The sequence below is a fragment of the Alteromonas gracilis genome (genome assembly GCF_043642145.1).
Lineage (GTDB): Bacteria > Pseudomonadota > Gammaproteobacteria > Enterobacterales > Alteromonadaceae > Alteromonas > Alteromonas gracilis_B.
The window spans coordinates 1-17771 of record NZ_JBHZRZ010000017.1; the positions used below are offsets into that span (position 1 = coordinate 1).

The window sequence follows — 17771 nt, forward strand, 5'->3', positions numbered from 1 at the left end:
ATTACCGACAAGGCCTGGGCTGGAACCGTATGAAATTAAATTCGTGGGGATCCCTCAGACTCTGACCCCAATTTTTACGCTGTTTTCTTCGATAAAAGTAGGTAGACGATGCTAGCGATGATTAACCCTACAAACCAAGCATAGGCGTAAATAGTGTCAAATATAGCTGGCACACTATCTACAAGGCCAGCTGCGTGCAGAAAGCCCGGTATATTGGGCAGAATACCCACAATGAGCGCTGTCATACCTGCCATGTTCCACCCGTTGCTAGCTGCATATTCTCCTGAGTGTTGAAATAGAGCATCTACATTCAATGTCGACTTTCTTAAAAGAAAATAGTCGGCTATTAAGATACCAGCAATAGGTCCAAGCAAAGCAGAGTAGCCTGTTAACCACGTAAACAAATATCCACCAGCAGTTTCTAGTAACTTCCAAGGAAAAATAGCCACGCCAATTCCGGCTGTAATATAACCGCCTAGCCTGAAACTAATTCTCGATGGCGCAAGATTCGAGAACCCGTATGCTGGAGCCACCATGTTCGCGGCCAAATTAGTGGTAAGCGTTGCCAATGCTAAGGCTGCAAGTGCGAACACAACACCCACACCTCCCATTCTGCCAGCCAGCGCCACTGGGTCCCATATGGCCTCGCCATAAATGGTTACCGTTGCCGACGTAACGGCCACGCCGATGAAGGCAAACAAAGCCATGGGTAACGGCAAACCAATTGCTTGCCCTATCATCTGATCTTTTTGAGACTTGGCGAAACGTGTGAAGTCGGGGATATTTAACGCCATGGTTGCCCAAAACCCCACCATAGAAGTAAGGCCTGCGAAAAAGGCTGACCAAAACTGGCCTTCTTTTGCGCCGCCTTCAACGAATTGCGATGGCGTGGAGAGCATTTCACCAAAGCCTCCAGCATTTACATACGCCCACACCAAAAGTGCAAGCCCCATAGCAATTAAAAAGGGAGCGGCAAAGGTTTCCAGCCAACGAATCGATTCGGTACCATGCTTGATAAATACTAAATGCAGTGCCCAAAAGGCAAAGAAACACATGGTTTGTGTGACATCAATGCCCAATACTGGTAACGCTTGCCCCACGAACATATCACCACTAACGCTATTTAAGATAACGTAAATAGCACTGCCACCTACCCAAGTATTAATACCGAACCAACCACAAGCTACAAGACCACGGGCCAATGCAGGAATTTTTGCTCCTTTCGTGCCGAACGAACTGCGCAGTAACACAGGAAACGGTAAACCGTATTTTGCCCCCGCGTGCCCTATTAGCATCATAGGCACTAATACAATAACGTTCCCTAACAGTACGGTGATTACAGCCTGATACCAATTCATTCCCTCTGATACCAACCCAGACGACAATAAATACGCAGGTACGCATACCACCATTGCCACCCACAATGCAGCATAGTCTTTCCACACCCAAGTACGTGTTTCTTCGCTCGTTGGCGCTAAGTCTTGATTCCACAAATCGCCGTCATAATGAGCGGGTTTGGTTGCGATTTTATTGTTGGCGTTGTCCACAAGCCTTATCCTTGATGAGTTTACCGATACTGATTTACTGTGTTGCTCCCCCTCATACGACGTATTTTTCAATCGCAGCGGTGAAAGCTTATACTAACACAATGTAGCTACTGTCTATGGCACTCGCTATCATTGACTCACTTTACGGTAAACGTATCGTGATAAACTAGAAACTAACTATTCAAACGCAGTGATATAAGATGAACCAGCAACCAAACAATCCCCTTCACGGCCTTACTTTAGAGAAGATTCTGATTCAGCTTCACGAGCGCTATGGCTGGGACGGGTTGTATTACCGAATCAAAGTGAACTGCTTTAACAATGATCCTTCAATTAAGTCGTCGCTTAAGTTTTTACGAAAAACCCAATGGGCAAGAGACAAAGTAGAGAAGCTTTATATTCAAACGTTCAGTGAATAAGAGAGCGAAGAGAAACATTCGGGTGAAGGGTCAGAGTATTTACACTGACCCCAATTTTTTAGTTGGGAAAAATGTACTCTGACCCCAATTTTTAGTTAGGCATCGTTGTAAAGTGTAGTTATCCATTTTTCTTCGTTGATAAAATTCCAGCTCCAATTTTTCCATTTCTCGTCTAGGCCCATTGCTTTCACTTCCTCAAGGGTCTTGCCATTTTGCTTGTGTGCTTTAACGAAACCGAAAGTCTCGTCAATCATGCCCAGAAACTCAGAATACTTTTGCTTATTACTAATTTCGCCATGACCGGGAATAATTACGGTGTCATCATTAATTTTAGCAAGCAGCTGTTTAACCGACGCCATGTAGCCCTCTACATTTCCGCCAGCGCCTTGGTCGATGTAAGGAAAGCGTCCTTCGAAATATAAATCACCTGTGTGCATTACATTGGGCTGCTCGAACCACACCACGCTATCGCCATCGGTATGCCCCGCGGCTAAATGCATGACATGAAGCGTCTCGCCATTAAAGTAAATTTTGATGCCGTCTTCATAAGTAATAGTGGGTAGCGCTTCTGGTTTTACTTTTTCATCGCTTGCTAAACGTACGCGCACATTTTCATGAGCTAGAATTGTCGCCCCTTTGTGGCTATGAAAAAAGGCATTAGAGCCAGTGTGATCGCCATGATAGTGCGTATTAATAACAAACTTAGGCTTATCACTGCCAAGGTCGCCCAGCTGCGCCGCTATTTTTTCAGCCAGAGGCGCAAACTGATCGTCAATGATTAACACTCCATCATCACCAGCAGACACACCAATGTTCCCGCCAGCACCGGTGAGCATGTGTACCGAACCTTTAATAGCGGTTGCCTTCACTTCCACATCGGCGAATCGATCTTGTGCAGTAGCGGTGCTAATAAATGAGTAGGACAGTGCACTTGCTGTGAAAAGCACGGCCATTATTGCCGCACTGAGACGATGAGCGTTTTTCATTATTCTTCCCTTAGACACAATTAGTTAAACGTCACGGTTTCACTATGACCTAATTTAACCGTTAGATCATTTTTTCTCCATCGGGGATTTCACCTACATAAGCAAAACGCGGAACCGACTCACCATTTTTATCTACCGACTCTAAAAACATATCTAAGGGCCTTACCCATAGTGCCTTCTCGCCATAGCATGGACGGTAAACCACCAGCTGACTTTCATCTTCTGAATGGCGAGCCACTTCGTACACATCATATAAGTTGCCCTTGTAATGCTTATATCGGCCTGGGACCTTTAATTGTTTTGATTCCATAATGTCCTTGAGATTATTTAAGTGAAACACCCAGAGGCAAATTCATACTGGGTTTATTGATTAATAAGCTGGTTTTAAATAGCAGACGCGATAAGCCGGCCTGAGTTAAAGATACTCTATTACAAACTTACTAGTGAAAAGCACTTTCCGCATTTTGTCGGTTATTTGTGCTTGTTAATCGGATTTCTTAGTAACCCAATGTTTTTGTATATAAGGTAAATCAACTCTCGGAGACAGACTGGCACAAGCCAATTCTGATGATAGCCTAACTGGAGTCATTAATGCGCCTTATAACGCTGGCAACGATGTTTATAGCTTTTTTCAAACTGACCATCGTCTATGCCAATGAATCTCATGATATCTATATTCCGGCAAGTCAAAACTCATTCAGTAATGTAGCTAGACATACTATAACTTCGCGATTTCTCTATGGTTCACAGGTTGTAGACGTTTCTTTGCCAGTCAATTATCACGAAACCGGCTATCAAATTAAATATCCTCTTGTCGTCGTTCTAGATGGCGAACTGTTGTTTCACAGTGTTTCGGGGTTTGTTCAATTTCAGGCGATGAATAGTCAAATGCCAGAAGCCATTGTCGTTGGTATTCAAAATTTACCTGAAACTAGAAGAGACATGACACCAAGACCTCTGAATAAAAAAGGTGAACCTTTATGGTTTGGAGGAAAAGAAGACCTCTACCTCTCTTTTATTCGAAACGAGTTGATGCCATTTCTTGATGAGCAATACCGAATAGCCGATTTCAAAGTACTGATTGGTCTTTCTCCTTCTGCAAGCTTAACACTGCATAGTTTCTGGAAGCAGCCTAGTCTTTTCTCAGGCTATATAGTGATCAATCAGGCGGATTTCAGTGCTGTAGCCTACGGAGGAGAAACTATATTCGATAAAGTAATAAATTCAGTAAAACAGCAAGAGAAAGGCAACCGGTTCCTGTACATATCCATGCCCAAAGGTGGCGCAGCTCGTAATCCCAAAATTTTGCAAGATTACAAAAGGTTAGAAAAGGAATTGTCGCCATTTATTGCAAACAAGCTGTCGTTTAAATGGGAACTAATCGACAAACAATCCTATGCAGCCGTCTTACCTGCCGTTATGTCAGGGTTTGAGCTTATTTTTCCTGCACACCTTTGGGATGTAAACTATCATGATTTCGTAAGTCAAGAAGTGGGCATGACGCTTAACAATATTAGGGCACACTTTTCTGAACTTAGTGATGAATACAGTTTTATGGCTCTTCCCAAAGGAGAGCGATATTATAATCGCAACCGATTAAAGCGAATTGTATATATTTTGATACAACAAAAACGCTACTCGGAAGCTGAATCTATTTTGAATTACTGGCTCTCTATTTATCCCTACTCATCAAACGTCCATGATACCTTTGCTGATTTATACCATGTTCAAGGTAACACCAATCTCGAGTTGAAGCATCGCATTAACGCGCTTGACCTCGCAAAGAAACACAATGATTATCGGGCTACGCTTTTTGAAGAGGCGCTGGAAAATCTACGTTCTACTCTGAGCAAAGCCCCTCAACAGTAACCTTTCAGGCTCGCCATCGCTCTGTTTAACGACCTCGCGCAGGTTGAGCTGTTCTTAAAATGTACTTTAACGGTAATAGCCCCCCACCAACAAAAATGACGATACTAAGCACACTATTTTCGACAAACAGTTGTGGATTAAAGAAACACATTATCACCACAATACTCGTCAGGATAGTGAATACAATATCGCCCCAAAAAGAGATTTTCCTCATTGGCATTTTACTTCCTTGTTTTTCGCGTTAATTGAAATACCTTACAAGATGAAAGTGAAAAAGAACTAAATATTTTAAATCGTTAAAGAAATCGAGATTAGCCTATATAAGGCACTCACCCTGCGCAACTCAGCAAATGTGGCGTAGAGACCTTAGTTATCTTCAAGAGGCAAAATAAGCTGCTGAGTAGACTGATTGGCGGCCAAGCCAATATGCACCCCAACCAAACGAATACCTCGCCCCCCAGCCCGCTCAAAAGCTTCTTGCATCAATGTTTGAAAGTAGGCTTCATCAAGAGCAGCGCTGCGATGCTCTACGGTAGTTAATTGGAAATCATTGAATTTGAGTTTTACCCCTTGCGTGCGAATACGCACTGGCTTTCCAGTTCTTTTTTTATGATTTTCCATGCGCTCTTGTAGTTTGTCGAACAAATGAGGAAGAAAGTCGTTGCACTGTTCAAGGGTATGAATGTCTTCACTTAAGGTACGCTCAACACCAATTGACTTGCGTTCTCGTGACACTGACAGGGCCCGTTCGTCAATACCATGCGCACGCTCCCACAATACGCTGCCAAATTTACCCAGCTCTTTTTGAATACGTTCAAAAGGATACTGGCGAACATCGTTACACGTATTAAGGCCCATGCGTTGAAGCTTTTGCATGGTGACTTTACCTACCCCAGGAATTTTCTTAAGCGGCATGTCTTTGACAAACTTATCCAATTTGTCTGGCGTAATTACGCAAATTCCGTCGGGTTTGTTTTCGTCACTTGCTACCTTAGCGACAAACTTACAGGGCGCAACGCCTGCAGATGCAGTAAGCCCCAGCTCGCTTTTAATACGTGCACGTATTTCTTCAGCAATTAAGGTGGCGCTACCGCCGCAAAACTCACTGTTGGTAACATCTAGGTAAGCTTCATCTAGTGACAACGGCTCGATGAGATCGGTGTAGTCTGCAAAAATTTTACGTATTTTTTGCGACTCGGCAGCATACACTTCCATGCGCCCTTTAACTAAGGTGAGATTGGGACAAAGTTTAAGGGCGTAGGCGGTAGCCATGGCTGAGCGTACACCAAATTTACGTGCAGGATAGTTACAGGTAGATATAACACCACGACGATCTGCGCTTCCGCCAATGGCAATAGGAATATCGCGCAACGCTGGGTTGTCGCGCATTTCAACTGCGGCGTAAAAACAATCCATATCTACGTGGATAATTTTTCGCATTGCCTGTACCTAGCCTTATAAAAGAGCACTCGGTGTAATTCAATTACCAAGCTTGCTTGCACTGCATTATTTACTCAAATTAATAAATTAAAACAGAACGTTTAACTATGCATACGATATCGCACCCAACTTGTATCTCTATTTTTGAGGGAAGTAGAATAAGCATTCGATAAGATACGGTGCACACATAAACTGTACAAAAGAACAGTATATTATTAAAAGCTACAGAATGCACTACTGCCTTGTAAAAACACACATAATTAAAAAAGCGTGTGTTCACGTGATATGAACGCACAATAATTTAAGCTTTGACAATACTGCCGTTTTTTAAATTTCTTAGATGTGATCTTGAGGGTTGTTCAGAGCTTCAAATAAGTGAGAGTGATTCGTACGCAGTACTCTTAGTTGTAAGTTTCGTTTGCGTATAAATAACGACTAGTGAGGAGTAACTTTTTGCAGTTTACGTCATGGCTAGAACGGCAACTCATCGACCAACTAAAACGTAGAAATATTTATTAAGAGATAATTAAAAGAAGGGTTTATTTGCAAAAGCACAAAAAGGTGAGGCCCCTAATAGGGGCCTCTAGTGCAGCGTGATGCTGCAACCATGTTGAATCGTTACATCACATGGCGTGATTACATCTTATTATTAAATTCGTTCGCTAAGCTCAGTAGAAATAGGTGAGCTTTGAAGGCCTTGCTCAGCAATCCACGCTTGAAGTGTTTTACCGTCAGCTTCTGGTTGCGCTAAGTCTCTACTTGGCATTTTCTTAACCAGTAGCGTACCAACTTCAACTGCATTGCTAGTAAGCGCTGTACGGATTAGGCTTTGGCCATTGCATGAAATGCCTGAGTAGTAATCGCGAAGCTTCATGTTGTAGTCTGACTGTACGCTACGCATTTTTTTACGTAGTTCACTTTTATCGTCAGCTTGTACAATGGTGCAGATATTTGCTAATGCTTCGTTAATGTCGCTTGCTTGCGCTGTGTTAGAAAAAGCGAAAGTAGATGCTGCAATTACTAAAGAAGTTTTAACGATTTTCAACATGGTTAAATTCCTTCGTGTTAGGTTATTGGATATTGTTTGTTCGTTGGGATGTATTAAACCCAAAAGTTTCTAATTGAAAAACATGCTGTGGAATAATGTGGTATGGCAAATCATACCTTTTAAAGAGATGACGTTTTGATGATGCTTATTTAAAGCAACCACGATAGCCGAACAACGAGATGTCGTTTAATCGCCATAGTTTATAAGTATTTTTGGGAAAATACTCATCGCAATTGGGTGTAACTACTCTCAAAAGATGATCTGCATTAGCGTCTATTGAATGTTTTTACTATTGCTAATTACTGGTCAAGCAACAAGCATATAGGTAGGAAGTGTTTGAAGAGGAGAAACAAAAAAGCGCTGTCGACTCGAATCAATCAGCGCTTTTCTATTTAGAACAAGTTATGAGCTAGAAATTACAAAATTTGGTTTTGCTTCCACTCATTTAGCTTTTTCTGACGGGCTTCTTCTTTTTCCATACGCGACTTTTTGCGGTCACATGGTTCTGGACAGTCGCAGGCTTTCTCTATGCCCAACGCACCTAGGCCACCACAGCTTCCAGAAATTGATTTTTTCTGAACCAGGTAACCAATGGCCATTGCCAAAACCATAGTAAGAAAAAAACCAAAAGCGAGAATAAATGTAGACATCGCTACCCCCTAATTATGAACTGTGACCAGTTTATCAAATTCTGGCGACGCATACTCGTCAAATCCGTCTTCTGTGCGACGAATGAGAAATACTGCAAGCTGTTCTTGCTCAGCAACCGCTATTGCTTGCTCCCAACCCATGACGTTAAACGCCGTAGCGAGCCCATCTGACGTCATTGAAGAAGGGTGAATAACCGTTACTGACACCAAATTGTGTGAAATAGGTTTACCTGTTGTGGGGTCGATAAGATGCGAATAACGCTTACCATCTTCTTCGTAGTAATTGCGGTAGTCACCCGACGTTGCTACAGCATTTGTACCAATCGACACCACTTTCTGCACTGCACGTTCGGTGGTGACAGGCTTTTCGATAGCAATTAACCATTCACTACCGTCGCCACGTTCGCCCTTAACGCGCATTTCACCACCTATTTCTACAAGGTAGTTTTCAATGCTGTGTTTTTCCAATATTTCCGCCACTTCATCAACACCAAAACCTTTGGCAATAGTGGACAAATCTACATATAGCATGGGGTGGCTTTTCTTTAACCCAGTAGGCGTGGTCGATAACTTCTTGTACCCAACGTAATCGCGAATTTCATCAATATCCGACTGGCTAGGCACTTTCTCTGGGCGTTTAGTTGGCCCAAAGCCCCACAAGTTAACCAATGGACCCACAGTGACATCAAGCACGCCGCCGCTTAACTGCGCTAAGCGCAACGCTTCATTCACGACCGTTAAAGTATCAGGTGATACTGCGAAATTATCGATATAGCGATACTGATTGAAACGCGATAATTCAGATGTTGGGTCATAGGTTGACATCATCTTGTTAACTTCAACAAGACGCGCATCTATCTCGGCTTGTAAGCCTTCTACAGGCTTCTCAGCTACAAGGTACTTCACATTGTAGGTTGTGCCCATTGTTTGCCCTTGAAGATGCACTACGGGCGTTTTTTCGTCGCTACAACTTGCCAGTAGTAAAATACCTACCGCAACAAAGGCGAGAAAAATTCGAATAGCAAATCGAATCACGATGTTGTCCTTAGCTAATATGTACAAAACGAAACTGCTTCAACGAAAAAGGGGCTTACGCCCCTTTTAATATGCTTGATTTTTAAGCTGGCAGCTTTAAACCAGAAACTTAGCCACCGAAGTCATCTAGCATGATGTTCTCGTCCTCAACACCTAAATCTTTAAGCATGTTGATTACAGCCGCGTTCATCATAGGTGGTCCACACATGTAGAACTCACAGTCTTCTGGTGCAGGGTGATCTTTCAAGTAGTTCTCAAGAAGTACTTGGTGAATGAACCCTGTGTAACCTTCCCAGTTGTCCTCTGGCTGAGGATCTGAAAGTGCTACGTGCCACTCAAAGTTGTCATTTTCAGCTGCTAGCTCGTCGAAGTCTTCTGTGTAGAACATTTCACGAAGTGAACGTGCACCATACCAGAAGCTCATCTTACGGTTAGACTTAAGGCGACGAAGCTGATCGAAGATGTGTGAACGCATTGGGGCCATACCTGCACCACCACCTACGAATACCATTTCGTTTTCAGTTTCTTTCGCGAAGAATTCACCGAATGGACCAGATATAGTCGCTTTGTCACCTTCTTTCAGGCTCCAAATGTACGATGACATTTTACCAGCAGGTAGGCTTAGGTTATTAGGTGGCGGCGTAGCAATACGCACGTTCAACATAATAATGCCTTCTTCTTCTGGGTAGTTCGCCATTGAGTATGCACGAATAGTCTCTTCGTCTACTTTAGACTCGATGTCAAAGAAGCCAAAACGCTCCCAGTCACCGCGGTATTCTTCAGGAATATCGAACTCTTTGTACTTAACGTGGTGAGCTGGCGCTTCAATCTGAATATAGCCGCCCGCACGGAAAGGTACACTTTCACCGTTTGGAATCTTAAGCTTAAGTTCTTTGATGAAGGTTGCTTTGTTATCGTTAGAGATAACTTCACAATCCCACTTCTTAACACCGAATACCGACTCTTCTAGTTCGATTTCCATGTCTTGCTTAATCGCAACCTGACATGAAAGACGGCAGCCTTCACGGGCTTCACCTTTAGTGATGTGGTCTAGTTCAGTTGGAAGAATTTCACCGCCACCTGAGTGTACATCTACACGACACTGGCCACATGAACCACCGCCACCACATGCTGAAGATACGAAGTAACCTGCATCAGCTAGCGCACCAAGAAGTTTGCCACCCGGTGCAGTTTTGATTGCCTTGTCTGGGTCACCGTTGATAGTGATAGTTACATCACCACTTGGTACCAATTTAGACTTGGCAAACATGATAATAAATACCAGCGCTAGAACGATGGCAATGAACATGCCAACGCCTAGATATATTTCTACATTATTCATTTATATGCTCCCGAGCTCTGTTACAGCTGAATACCAGTGAATGACTGGAAGCCTAGTGCCATCAGACCCGCGATCATGAATACAGAACCCAGACCACGAACACCATCAGGCATATCAGCATACTTCAGCTTTTCACGTACTGCTGCTAGCAACACAATTGCAATTGCCCAGCCAATACCACTTCCTACGCCGTAAACAACACTTTCTGTCAGGTTGTATTCACGTTGAACCGCAAATGCCACACCACCAAAGATTGCACAGTTAACGGTAATTAGCGGTAGGAAGATACCTAGTGCGTTATAAAGCGCGGGGAAGAACTTATCTAAGCTCATCTCTAGGATCTGTACCAATGCCGCGATAACACCGATAAAGGTAAGGAAGTTAAGGAAGCTAAGGTTAGCTTCAGGAAAACCTGCCCAAGCCAAAGCGCCTGGAGCAAGGATGTTTACATAAATGATTTGGTTTACCGGTACTGAAATACCTAGTACTACGATAACGGCTACACCAAGACCCATAGCAGTTTTAACTTTCTTAGATACCGCTAGGAATGTACACATACCTAAGAAAAGTGACAACGCCATGTTCTCAACAAAGATTGAGCGAACAAATAACGACAAATAATGTTCCATGACTTACTCCTTAGGCTCTACTTGCTCAGGACGGATAGTACGGATAACCCAAATCATACCGCCGATTAAGAAGAATGAGCTGAATGGTAGGATTAACAAACCGTTACCCTGATACCAGCCACCGTTTTGAACCAGTGGAAGGATTTCGAAACCTAGAATAGTACCGAAACCAAATAGCTCTTTAATTGTACCAATAACAATTAGAATGAAAGAGTAACCCAGGCCGTTACCAATACCATCAAGGAAGCTCATTAGAGGTGGGCTCTTCATAGCATAGGCTTCAGCACGACCCATAACGATACAGTTAGTAATAATAAGACCAACGAATACCGACAGCTGCTTCGATATTTCATACGAATACGCTTTCAGAATTTGGTCAACAACAATTACCAACGACGCGATAATGGTCATTTGGATAATAATTCGAACGCTTGATGGAATCTGGTTACGAATTAGTGAAATAAACAAGTTTGAGAACGCTACAACGCTTGTAAGCGCTAGCGACATTACCAATGCTGTTTCCAGCTTCGTGGTAATTGCCAGTGCTGAACAGATACCCAATACCTGTAGGGCGATCGGGTTGTTGTCCAGGATTGGCCCAAAGAGGGCCTTTTTCATTTCTTTAGTATCTGCCATGAGACTTCCCTTATGAACGCCATGCTTGGTTCTTCAGGAACTGGCCGAAGCCTTGCTCGCCTACCCAGTAGCGAATTGTGTTTTCAACACCGTTGCTGGTTAGGGTTGCACCTGAAAGCGCATCGATAGTGTGAGGATTGCTAGGGTTAGCATTTTTCACTACGCGAATAGCAACTTCGCCATTCTCGTAAAGCTCTTTGCCGTCCCATTTGTCCTGCCAAGCAGGGTTTTGCACTTCACCACCTAGTCCTGGCGTTTCTTTTTGCTGATAGTAAATAAGCTCACGAACCGTTTGGCCGTCCGCGTCTACCGCTAAGAAACCGTACATAAGATCCCAAAGGCCGCTGCCGTGAACAGGAAGGATGATACGTGATACATCACCTGCGTCGTCGCGAACTAAGTAAACACTTGCCACGTTAGGGCGGCGTTGGAAACCAACATTACTGTTAGTTACCTTCGTGCTGTACTCAGTTTCTTTGGCTGCTTTATACATATCGTAATCTGGCTTAGGCGCTTCTACGAATGTGCCTTCGTCAAGATTTACAAAGCGCTGCTCTACTCGCTCGCTGTACGTGCTTTCAATTGCGCTGTTGCTCATGCCCATTTCATATAGGCCTGCAGCGTTAAGAATGTTGCTCTTTTTATCTAGAGCCGCGTTTGTTTGTTGTAAAGAGCGAAGGCCAACAGCCGCGCCAGAAACAACAATTGAACAAACCAAACATACGGCAACAACAATACCTACCGTTTTGCCTAAAGATTCTTTCTTAGCCGACACGTGCTACCCTCCGCTTGATATTGCTTTGTGCGACAAAATAGTCGAACAGTGGCGCCCACAAGTTAGCAAATAGAATTGCTAGCATTACACCTTCTGGGAAGGCAGGGTTAAGGACGCGGATTAGTACCGTCATGAAACCAATGAAGATACCGTAAGCCCACTTACCTTGGTTTGTGAACGACGCAGAAACTGGGTCTGTCGCCATAAAGAACATACCAAAAGCAAGACCACCAACAACGAAGTGCCAGTGTGCAGGCATTGCAAACATAGGGTTTGTATCGCTGCCGATTAGGTTTAGCAAGGTTGCGAAGAACGCTACACCCACTGCCACACCAGCAACAATGCGCCAGCTTGCTATACGCATATACATGATGAATAGGCCACCAAGCATAATAGCAAGTGTAGACACCTCGCCCGCAGAACCAGCAATAGTACCCATGAAGCTATCCATCCACTGTGTCATGTTTGCATAGTCTAGGTTGCCAGAAGCCGCTTGGCTTAGCGATGTTGCACCAGAGTAACCGTCTGCCGCTACCCATACTTGGTCACCTGAAATTTGTGCAGGGTATGCAAAGTATAAGAATGCACGACCAGATAGCGCTGGGTTAAGGAAGTTACGACCTGTACCACCAAATACTTCTTTGGCGATGACAATACCAAAGGTAATGCCTAGCGCTACTTGCCATAGCGGGATTGTTGCTGGAAGTGTTAGTGCAAACAGTACTGAGGTTACGAAGAAACCTTCGTTAATTTCATGCTTGCGCACAGACGCAAATAATACTTCCCAGAAAGCACCAACTACGAACGTTACCGCATAAATAGGTAACCAGAAACATGCACCGTAGAAGAATAGGCCTAGTGTGCCAGCATTTGCCAAGTCACCGCCAAGGGAAGTAAAAATACCCGCTTGCCATGTATCAGGTAATGCACCTGCACCCATTGCTACTGCGTCTTGCGCCTGTAGACCAATGTTGTACATACCGAAGAACATTGCTGGGAATGTTGCCATCCACACCATGATCATGATGCGTTTAAGGTCAATGCTGTCACGCACGTGCGTGTTAGCTTTGTTTACCTTACCGGGTGTGTAGAAAATGGTCGCCGCAGCTTCGTATAGCGCATACCACTTTTCATGTTTACCACCTGGCTCGAAGTTTGGTTCGATCTTTTCTAAATACGCTTTTAAACCCATGACTTAACCCTCTTTCTCTATCGTGGCCAAACAGTCGCGCAAGATAGGAGCGTAGTTGTATTTGCCTGGGCACACGTAGGTGCACAATGCCAAATCTTCTTCGTCCAACTCTAAGCAACCCAATGTCTGAGCACTGTCAGTATCACCAGAAATCAGGTCTCTAAGCAGAAGCGTAGGAATGATATCTAGGGGCATAACGCGTTCGTAATTACCAATTGGCACCATTGAGCGTTCAGAACCATTGGTAGTTGTTGTCATATCAAATGTCTTGCTGCTACTTAGGTGACCTAAGTAAGCACGAGTCACTGAGTGTTGGTTTGAACCAGGTAGGATCCAACCAAAGAATTTCTTCTCGCGACCTTCTTTTAATAGTGATACTTGCGTGTGGAAACGACCAAGGTAACCGTGAACGCCCATCGCTGTTGTACCGCTAAGTACAGAGCCAGAGATAACACGCACATCAGCGTCTACTTGCTCGTTTTCAGTTAGCTCGGTTAGGTCTGCACCAATTACCGTGCGCACTAGGCGTGGATTGGTTGCTGCAGGACCAGCTAGAGAAATAACACGACGGTTATCTAGCTCACCGGTTGTTAGCAATGCACCAATCGCCATAACGTCTTGGTAGTTAATGTGCCAAACCGTTTTGTTCATGCCGGCCGAATCAAGGAAGTGGATGTGAGTTCCCGGTAGGCCCGCAGGGTGAGGACCGCCAAATTCTTCAACATCAACTGCCGCATCGCCAGTAGCAACAGACGCGCCTGCCGCTTTACAAACGTAAGTCTTGCCACCGCTCAATTGCGTCAGCGCTTTAAGACCATTAACGAAATCGTCTTGGCGCTCAGCAATAATGACAGCAGGATCTGCTGCAAGAGGATTGGTATCCATTGCTGTAACGAAAATTGAACTTGGAACAGAGTCTAGCTTAGGAGACTTGCTGAATGGACGTGTACGTAACGCTGTCCACATGCCTGACTCTACAAGGATTGACTGAAGTTGCTCGCGTGTTGCGCTCGCTATCTTATCAGCTGCAATTTTATCAAACGTCACAGCATCACTGCCGCTTACTTTGATAACTACAGACTGAAGAACACGTTTTGCACCACGGTTAACCTCTACCACCTCACCCGCTGCTGGGGCAGTGAACTTAACGCCAGGGTTCTTTTTGTCTTCAAAAAGAACCTGACCTTTTTTCACTACATCGCCAACTTGGACGTGCATGGTAGGGCGCATACCCACATATTCTTCTCCCAGAATGGCAACGCGCGTTGCAGCAGATGCATCAGCAATCTCCTGCTTTGGCGCTCCCTCAATTGGGAGGTCGAGACCTTTCTTGATTTTTATCATATGTAATCGCACTACTCTAATAGAAATACCCTTTTGCATGACCGCAGAAAACCTGCCTGTCAGCATGCAAAAACGCACTCTTAACAGGTGTAGAACACCTTTTCGTTGTTGATTATTGGAACTTGCTGCTAGTGCCACGGTCAGCCTGTTATGAAGCCGTAGCGCATAATTCCTTTTGCGGACGTTTAAATCGCCCTTAATTTATAGACCACCAGCAGAAATTTACACTTATTATTCTTATTGTGTAGCTGCAATCGCTACTGCTGTTTTGGCAGAGGCAGAAAAGACCCCTACTTAATTTCGGGATTTTAGCATTAACCCATGGGTTTGTGCCACGCTATTTCAAGATAAAGGCAAATTTTTCTACAATTTAATGTAAACCTTTGGTCTTGTTCATTTACATTTTACGTAAACAGCGCCTATTTTAGCTTAATATACGGCATAAAAAAGCCGTCTTAACGACGGCTTCATGGCAATTTTGCATTAGGTTAATTAATGGTAATTATCTATTTTTACCAGTTAACCATTGGGTCAACTTCGCGCTCGTAATCAACATTTTCAATATCGAAACCGAATAGCTTTAAAAACTCATGGTTGTAACCTTTGTAGTCACTTAATTCATGAAAATTTTCTTGCGTCACTTCATCCCAAAGCGCCTTAATTTTCGCCTGAGTGGCATCGTTCGTTTCTTTGCCGTCCATACGATAGCGATTAGCTTCGTCTAACGTTGGCGTGTTGCCAAACAAACATTGGGTAAACAAACCATAAATTTGCTCAATACAGCCCTCGTGCGTGCCTTCCTCTTTCATCACTTTGTAAATAAGCGATATGTAAAGCGGCATAACTGGAATGGCAGAGCTTGCTTGAGTTACCAGCGCTTTTAACGAACTTACGTTTGCTTGCACCAGTAAATCGGTATTTTTACCGATAATGGCGGCAGCAGCGCGGTCAAGGTCTTCTTTCGCTTTGCCTATTGTCGCTTGACCATATATAGGCCACGTAAGTGCTTTACCGATGTAGGTATACGCTGTTGTTTTACACCCTTCAGCGAGTACATCAGCCTCACGAAGGAAGTCCATCCAACGCTCCCAGTCCTCACCGCCCATAACTTTTATGGTGTTAAGGATCTCGTCGTCGTTTGCAGGCTCTAACGACACATCATGTACTTTGTCTTTGTCGGTATCGTAGGTTTTTGTGGTGTACGCCTGCCCTACTGGTTTAAGCGTAGATTTATACGTAACGCCTGTTTCTGGGTCGGTTCTGCGAGGAGAGGCAAGGCTATAAATAACCAGGTCGACCTTGCCCATTTCCGCTTTAATCTTTTCGATGGCTTCATGTTTAATTTCATCAGAAAACGCGTCGCCATTGATAGTTTCGGCAAACAAGCCTTTTGCTTTGGCTTGTTCGTGGAATGCCGCAGTGTTATACCAGCCAGCCGTACCCGTTTTGCGTTCTGTTGGTGCTTTTTCAAAGCAAACGCCAAGCGTTTTTGCACCGTAACCAAACGCAGAAGTAATGCGCGACGCTAGCCCATAACCCGTAGAGCTACCTATTACCAATACATTTTTAGGGCCTTCGCCTAAGTCGCCTTTTGCTTCTACATAAGCAATTTGTTCTTCAACCGCTTTTGCACAGCCGACTGGATGCGCGTTTGTACAAATGAAGCCTCTCACTTTAGGCTTGATAACCATAATAATTTTCCTTATTTAAGCGTGGGGCTATTGTAATGCCGAAGCCACTGATAACAACTCGGAGCAGATGATGACCCGCTGATCTTTAATGTCACAAAGTAGATTGATATAGACGCTTTCTAGCGCGGTGCTGCCCTGCAAGCCCCAGCATAGCGCAAACGCAAAGTTACACCAAAGAAACAATGTCTCAAATCTAATGTTTGCTTTTGTATTTACGAGAAAAAAGAGAGAAATATGAAGCGGAAGTCAGATCGCGCCGCTTTGTTTAAAGACACGGTATGTAATCGTATTAAGAGGCGACAATTTTAGAGAAGACAAACAACAGGTGCGCTGAATAGCGCACCTGTCAAAGCACATTAACCTAGAACGTCTAGTAGTTCTACGTCAAAAATAAGCGTGCTGTAAGGGGCAATAGCTGCGCCTGCGCCTTGCTCACCGTACGCTAGGTCGTGTGGCACGTAAAGGCGGTATTTAGCGCCAACTTTCATAAGCTGAAGTGCTTCAGTCCAACCTTTAATTACGCCACCTACTGGAAATTCAGCTGGCTGACCGCGCTCGTAAGAGCTGTCAAACGTTGTGCCGTCGATAAGCGTACCGTGGTAGTGAACGCGCACTGTGCTTGAAGCAACAGGTGTTTCACCGTCACCTTCAGCAATCACTTCGTACTGCAGACCAGACTCGGTAACTGTTACTTCATCGCGCTTCGCGTTTTCTTCTAGGTACTTTGTGCCTTCTTCAATAACCGCTTTGCTCGCTTCTTCTTTAGCCGCTTGCATACGCTTGTGAATTTCGCCAAATGCATCACGTAGCGTGTCATTGTCAACCTGAGGTGCTTGACCTGCGAACGCGTCTTTTAGGCCAGCTACAACAGCATCTATCGCTAATCCGTCAAACGGATTAGATTGCAATTGTTGACCCATTTGAAAACCAATGCCGTAACTTGCTTGGGTTTCTACTGTATTGAATGTATCAGTCACAAGAACTCCTGAAATTAAATTACAAATGCAGTACAAATTTCAAACAAAACGCCTAGTGCGAGAATGTTTCTGCATTTTCCGGTGCAAGAGTGTATCACACCACAAAATATCTTGCTTTGAGCATTGTTAACTAGGGTGCAAAAGCATACAAATGTTGTAAATTATAACCGAAAGTGGTTAGACAAGTCGCG

The 17771-nt window shown here is 44.1% G+C and carries 18 protein-coding genes; 2 read left to right on the top strand and 16 right to left on the bottom strand.

Annotation, left to right across the window (positions count from 1 at the left end):
• Positions 1–74 precede the first annotated feature (74 nt).
• Positions 75–1547, bottom strand: a complete 1473-nt coding sequence (locus ACHUFN_RS19285) for an NCS1 family nucleobase:cation symporter-1 (RefSeq protein WP_394224365.1) — start codon at positions 1545–1547, stop codon at positions 75–77.
• A gap of 200 nt (positions 1548–1747) precedes the next feature.
• On the opposite strand from ACHUFN_RS19285, the gene ACHUFN_RS19290 reads away from it, so the two are divergent.
• Complete coding sequence (locus tag ACHUFN_RS19290; protein WP_394224366.1) at positions 1748–1966, top strand: VF530 family protein; 219 nt, start codon at positions 1748–1750, stop codon at positions 1964–1966.
• A 95-nt stretch (positions 1967–2061) separates the two neighbouring features.
• Here the strand turns inward: ACHUFN_RS19290 and ACHUFN_RS19295 are convergent, their stop codons facing one another.
• Positions 2062–2952 (bottom strand): MBL fold metallo-hydrolase, encoded by an 891-nt coding sequence (locus ACHUFN_RS19295; RefSeq protein ID WP_394224367.1) that lies wholly within the window; start codon positions 2950–2952, stop codon positions 2062–2064.
• A gap of 61 nt (positions 2953–3013) precedes the next feature.
• On the bottom strand, positions 3014–3262 hold the full coding sequence (locus ACHUFN_RS19300) for a DUF1653 domain-containing protein (RefSeq protein WP_394224368.1): 249 nt from the start codon (positions 3260–3262) through the stop codon (positions 3014–3016).
• A gap of 281 nt (positions 3263–3543) precedes the next feature.
• Here ACHUFN_RS19300 and ACHUFN_RS19305 point away from each other — a divergent pair, with 281 nt between their 5' ends.
• Positions 3544–4821, top strand: coding sequence for an alpha/beta hydrolase-fold protein (locus ACHUFN_RS19305; RefSeq protein ID WP_394224369.1), 1278 nt, complete (start codon positions 3544–3546; stop codon positions 4819–4821).
• A gap of 25 nt (positions 4822–4846) precedes the next feature.
• Here the strand turns inward: ACHUFN_RS19305 and ACHUFN_RS19310 are convergent, their stop codons facing one another.
• From ACHUFN_RS19310 to ACHUFN_RS19370, 13 genes are all read right to left on the bottom strand, one after another.
• Positions 4847–5041, bottom strand: coding sequence for a hypothetical protein (locus ACHUFN_RS19310; protein WP_394224370.1), 195 nt, complete (start codon positions 5039–5041; stop codon positions 4847–4849).
• A gap of 146 nt (positions 5042–5187) precedes the next feature.
• Positions 5188–6261, bottom strand: coding sequence for a DNA polymerase IV (gene dinB, locus ACHUFN_RS19315; RefSeq protein ID WP_394224371.1), 1074 nt, complete (start codon positions 6259–6261; stop codon positions 5188–5190).
• A 649-nt stretch (positions 6262–6910) separates the two neighbouring features.
• A complete protein-coding gene (locus ACHUFN_RS19320; RefSeq protein ID WP_394224372.1) occupies positions 6911–7309 on the bottom strand; it encodes a DUF3718 domain-containing protein in 399 nt (132 codons plus the stop codon).
• A gap of 416 nt (positions 7310–7725) precedes the next feature.
• Positions 7726–7959, bottom strand: coding sequence for a (Na+)-NQR maturation NqrM (nqrM, locus tag ACHUFN_RS19325; RefSeq protein ID WP_394224373.1), 234 nt, complete (start codon positions 7957–7959; stop codon positions 7726–7728).
• A gap of 9 nt (positions 7960–7968) precedes the next feature.
• On the bottom strand, positions 7969–8994 hold the full coding sequence (locus ACHUFN_RS19330) for an FAD:protein FMN transferase (RefSeq protein WP_394224374.1): 1026 nt from the start codon (positions 8992–8994) through the stop codon (positions 7969–7971).
• Between the two features lie 109 nt (positions 8995–9103).
• Positions 9104–10336: an NADH:ubiquinone reductase (Na(+)-transporting) subunit F gene (gene nqrF / locus ACHUFN_RS19335; protein ID WP_334060282.1), complete on the bottom strand. Its 1233-nt coding sequence runs from the start codon at positions 10334–10336 to the stop codon at positions 9104–9106.
• Between the two features lie 20 nt (positions 10337–10356).
• Complete coding sequence (gene nqrE / locus ACHUFN_RS19340; protein WP_394224375.1) at positions 10357–10965, bottom strand: NADH:ubiquinone reductase (Na(+)-transporting) subunit E; 609 nt, start codon at positions 10963–10965, stop codon at positions 10357–10359.
• 3 nt (positions 10966–10968) lie between these two features.
• Positions 10969–11601: an NADH:ubiquinone reductase (Na(+)-transporting) subunit D gene (locus ACHUFN_RS19345; protein WP_015068139.1), complete on the bottom strand. Its 633-nt coding sequence runs from the start codon at positions 11599–11601 to the stop codon at positions 10969–10971.
• Positions 11602–11611: 10 nt separating this feature from the next.
• Complete coding sequence (locus tag ACHUFN_RS19350) at positions 11612–12376, bottom strand: Na(+)-translocating NADH-quinone reductase subunit C (RefSeq protein WP_014950796.1); 765 nt, start codon at positions 12374–12376, stop codon at positions 11612–11614.
• Positions 12366–13568 (bottom strand): NADH:ubiquinone reductase (Na(+)-transporting) subunit B, encoded by a 1203-nt coding sequence (locus tag ACHUFN_RS19355; protein WP_394224376.1) that lies wholly within the window; start codon positions 13566–13568, stop codon positions 12366–12368. The genes ACHUFN_RS19350 and ACHUFN_RS19355 overlap by 11 nt, the downstream gene beginning before the upstream one ends.
• Positions 13569–13571: 3 nt before the next feature.
• Positions 13572–14912 carry a Na(+)-translocating NADH-quinone reductase subunit A gene (locus tag ACHUFN_RS19360; protein WP_394224377.1) on the bottom strand — a complete coding sequence of 447 codons (1341 nt, stop codon included), beginning with the start codon at positions 14910–14912 and terminating at the stop codon, positions 13572–13574.
• Positions 14913–15424: 512 nt separating this feature from the next.
• Entirely contained in the window at positions 15425–16603 is a 1179-nt protein-coding gene (gene fabV / locus ACHUFN_RS19365; RefSeq protein ID WP_394224378.1) for an enoyl-ACP reductase FabV, read from the bottom strand.
• A gap of 356 nt (positions 16604–16959) precedes the next feature.
• Positions 16960–17580: an FKBP-type peptidyl-prolyl cis-trans isomerase gene (locus ACHUFN_RS19370; RefSeq protein WP_394224379.1), complete on the bottom strand. Its 621-nt coding sequence runs from the start codon at positions 17578–17580 to the stop codon at positions 16960–16962.
• Between the last annotated feature and the right edge of the window lie 191 nt (positions 17581–17771).

Coding starts and splice junctions, on each gene's coding strand:
- ACHUFN_RS19290 (WP_394224366.1), top strand. CDS start 1,748: ATGAACCAGCAACCAAACAATCCCCTTCACGGCCTTACTTTAGAGAAG.
- ACHUFN_RS19295 (WP_394224367.1), bottom strand. CDS start 2,952: ATGAAAAACGCTCATCGTCTCAGTGCGGCAATAATGGCCGTGCTTTTC.
- ACHUFN_RS19300 (WP_394224368.1), bottom strand. CDS start 3,262: ATGGAATCAAAACAATTAAAGGTCCCAGGCCGATATAAGCATTACAAG.
- ACHUFN_RS19305 (WP_394224369.1), top strand. CDS start 3,544: ATGCGCCTTATAACGCTGGCAACGATGTTTATAGCTTTTTTCAAACTG.
- ACHUFN_RS19310 (WP_394224370.1), bottom strand. CDS start 5,041: ATGCCAATGAGGAAAATCTCTTTTTGGGGCGATATTGTATTCACTATC.
- dinB (WP_394224371.1), bottom strand. CDS start 6,261: ATGCGAAAAATTATCCACGTAGATATGGATTGTTTTTACGCCGCAGTT.
- ACHUFN_RS19320 (WP_394224372.1), bottom strand. CDS start 7,309: ATGTTGAAAATCGTTAAAACTTCTTTAGTAATTGCAGCATCTACTTTC.
- nqrM (WP_394224373.1), bottom strand. CDS start 7,959: ATGTCTACATTTATTCTCGCTTTTGGTTTTTTTCTTACTATGGTTTTG.
- nqrF (WP_334060282.1), bottom strand. CDS start 10,336: ATGAATAATGTAGAAATATATCTAGGCGTTGGCATGTTCATTGCCATC.
- nqrE (WP_394224375.1), bottom strand. CDS start 10,965: ATGGAACATTATTTGTCGTTATTTGTTCGCTCAATCTTTGTTGAGAAC.
- ACHUFN_RS19345 (WP_015068139.1), bottom strand. CDS start 11,601: ATGGCAGATACTAAAGAAATGAAAAAGGCCCTCTTTGGGCCAATCCTG.
- ACHUFN_RS19355 (WP_394224376.1), bottom strand. CDS start 13,568: ATGGGTTTAAAAGCGTATTTAGAAAAGATCGAACCAAACTTCGAGCCA.
- ACHUFN_RS19360 (WP_394224377.1), bottom strand. CDS start 14,912: ATGATAAAAATCAAGAAAGGTCTCGACCTCCCAATTGAGGGAGCGCCA.
- fabV (WP_394224378.1), bottom strand. CDS start 16,603: ATGGTTATCAAGCCTAAAGTGAGAGGCTTCATTTGTACAAACGCGCAT.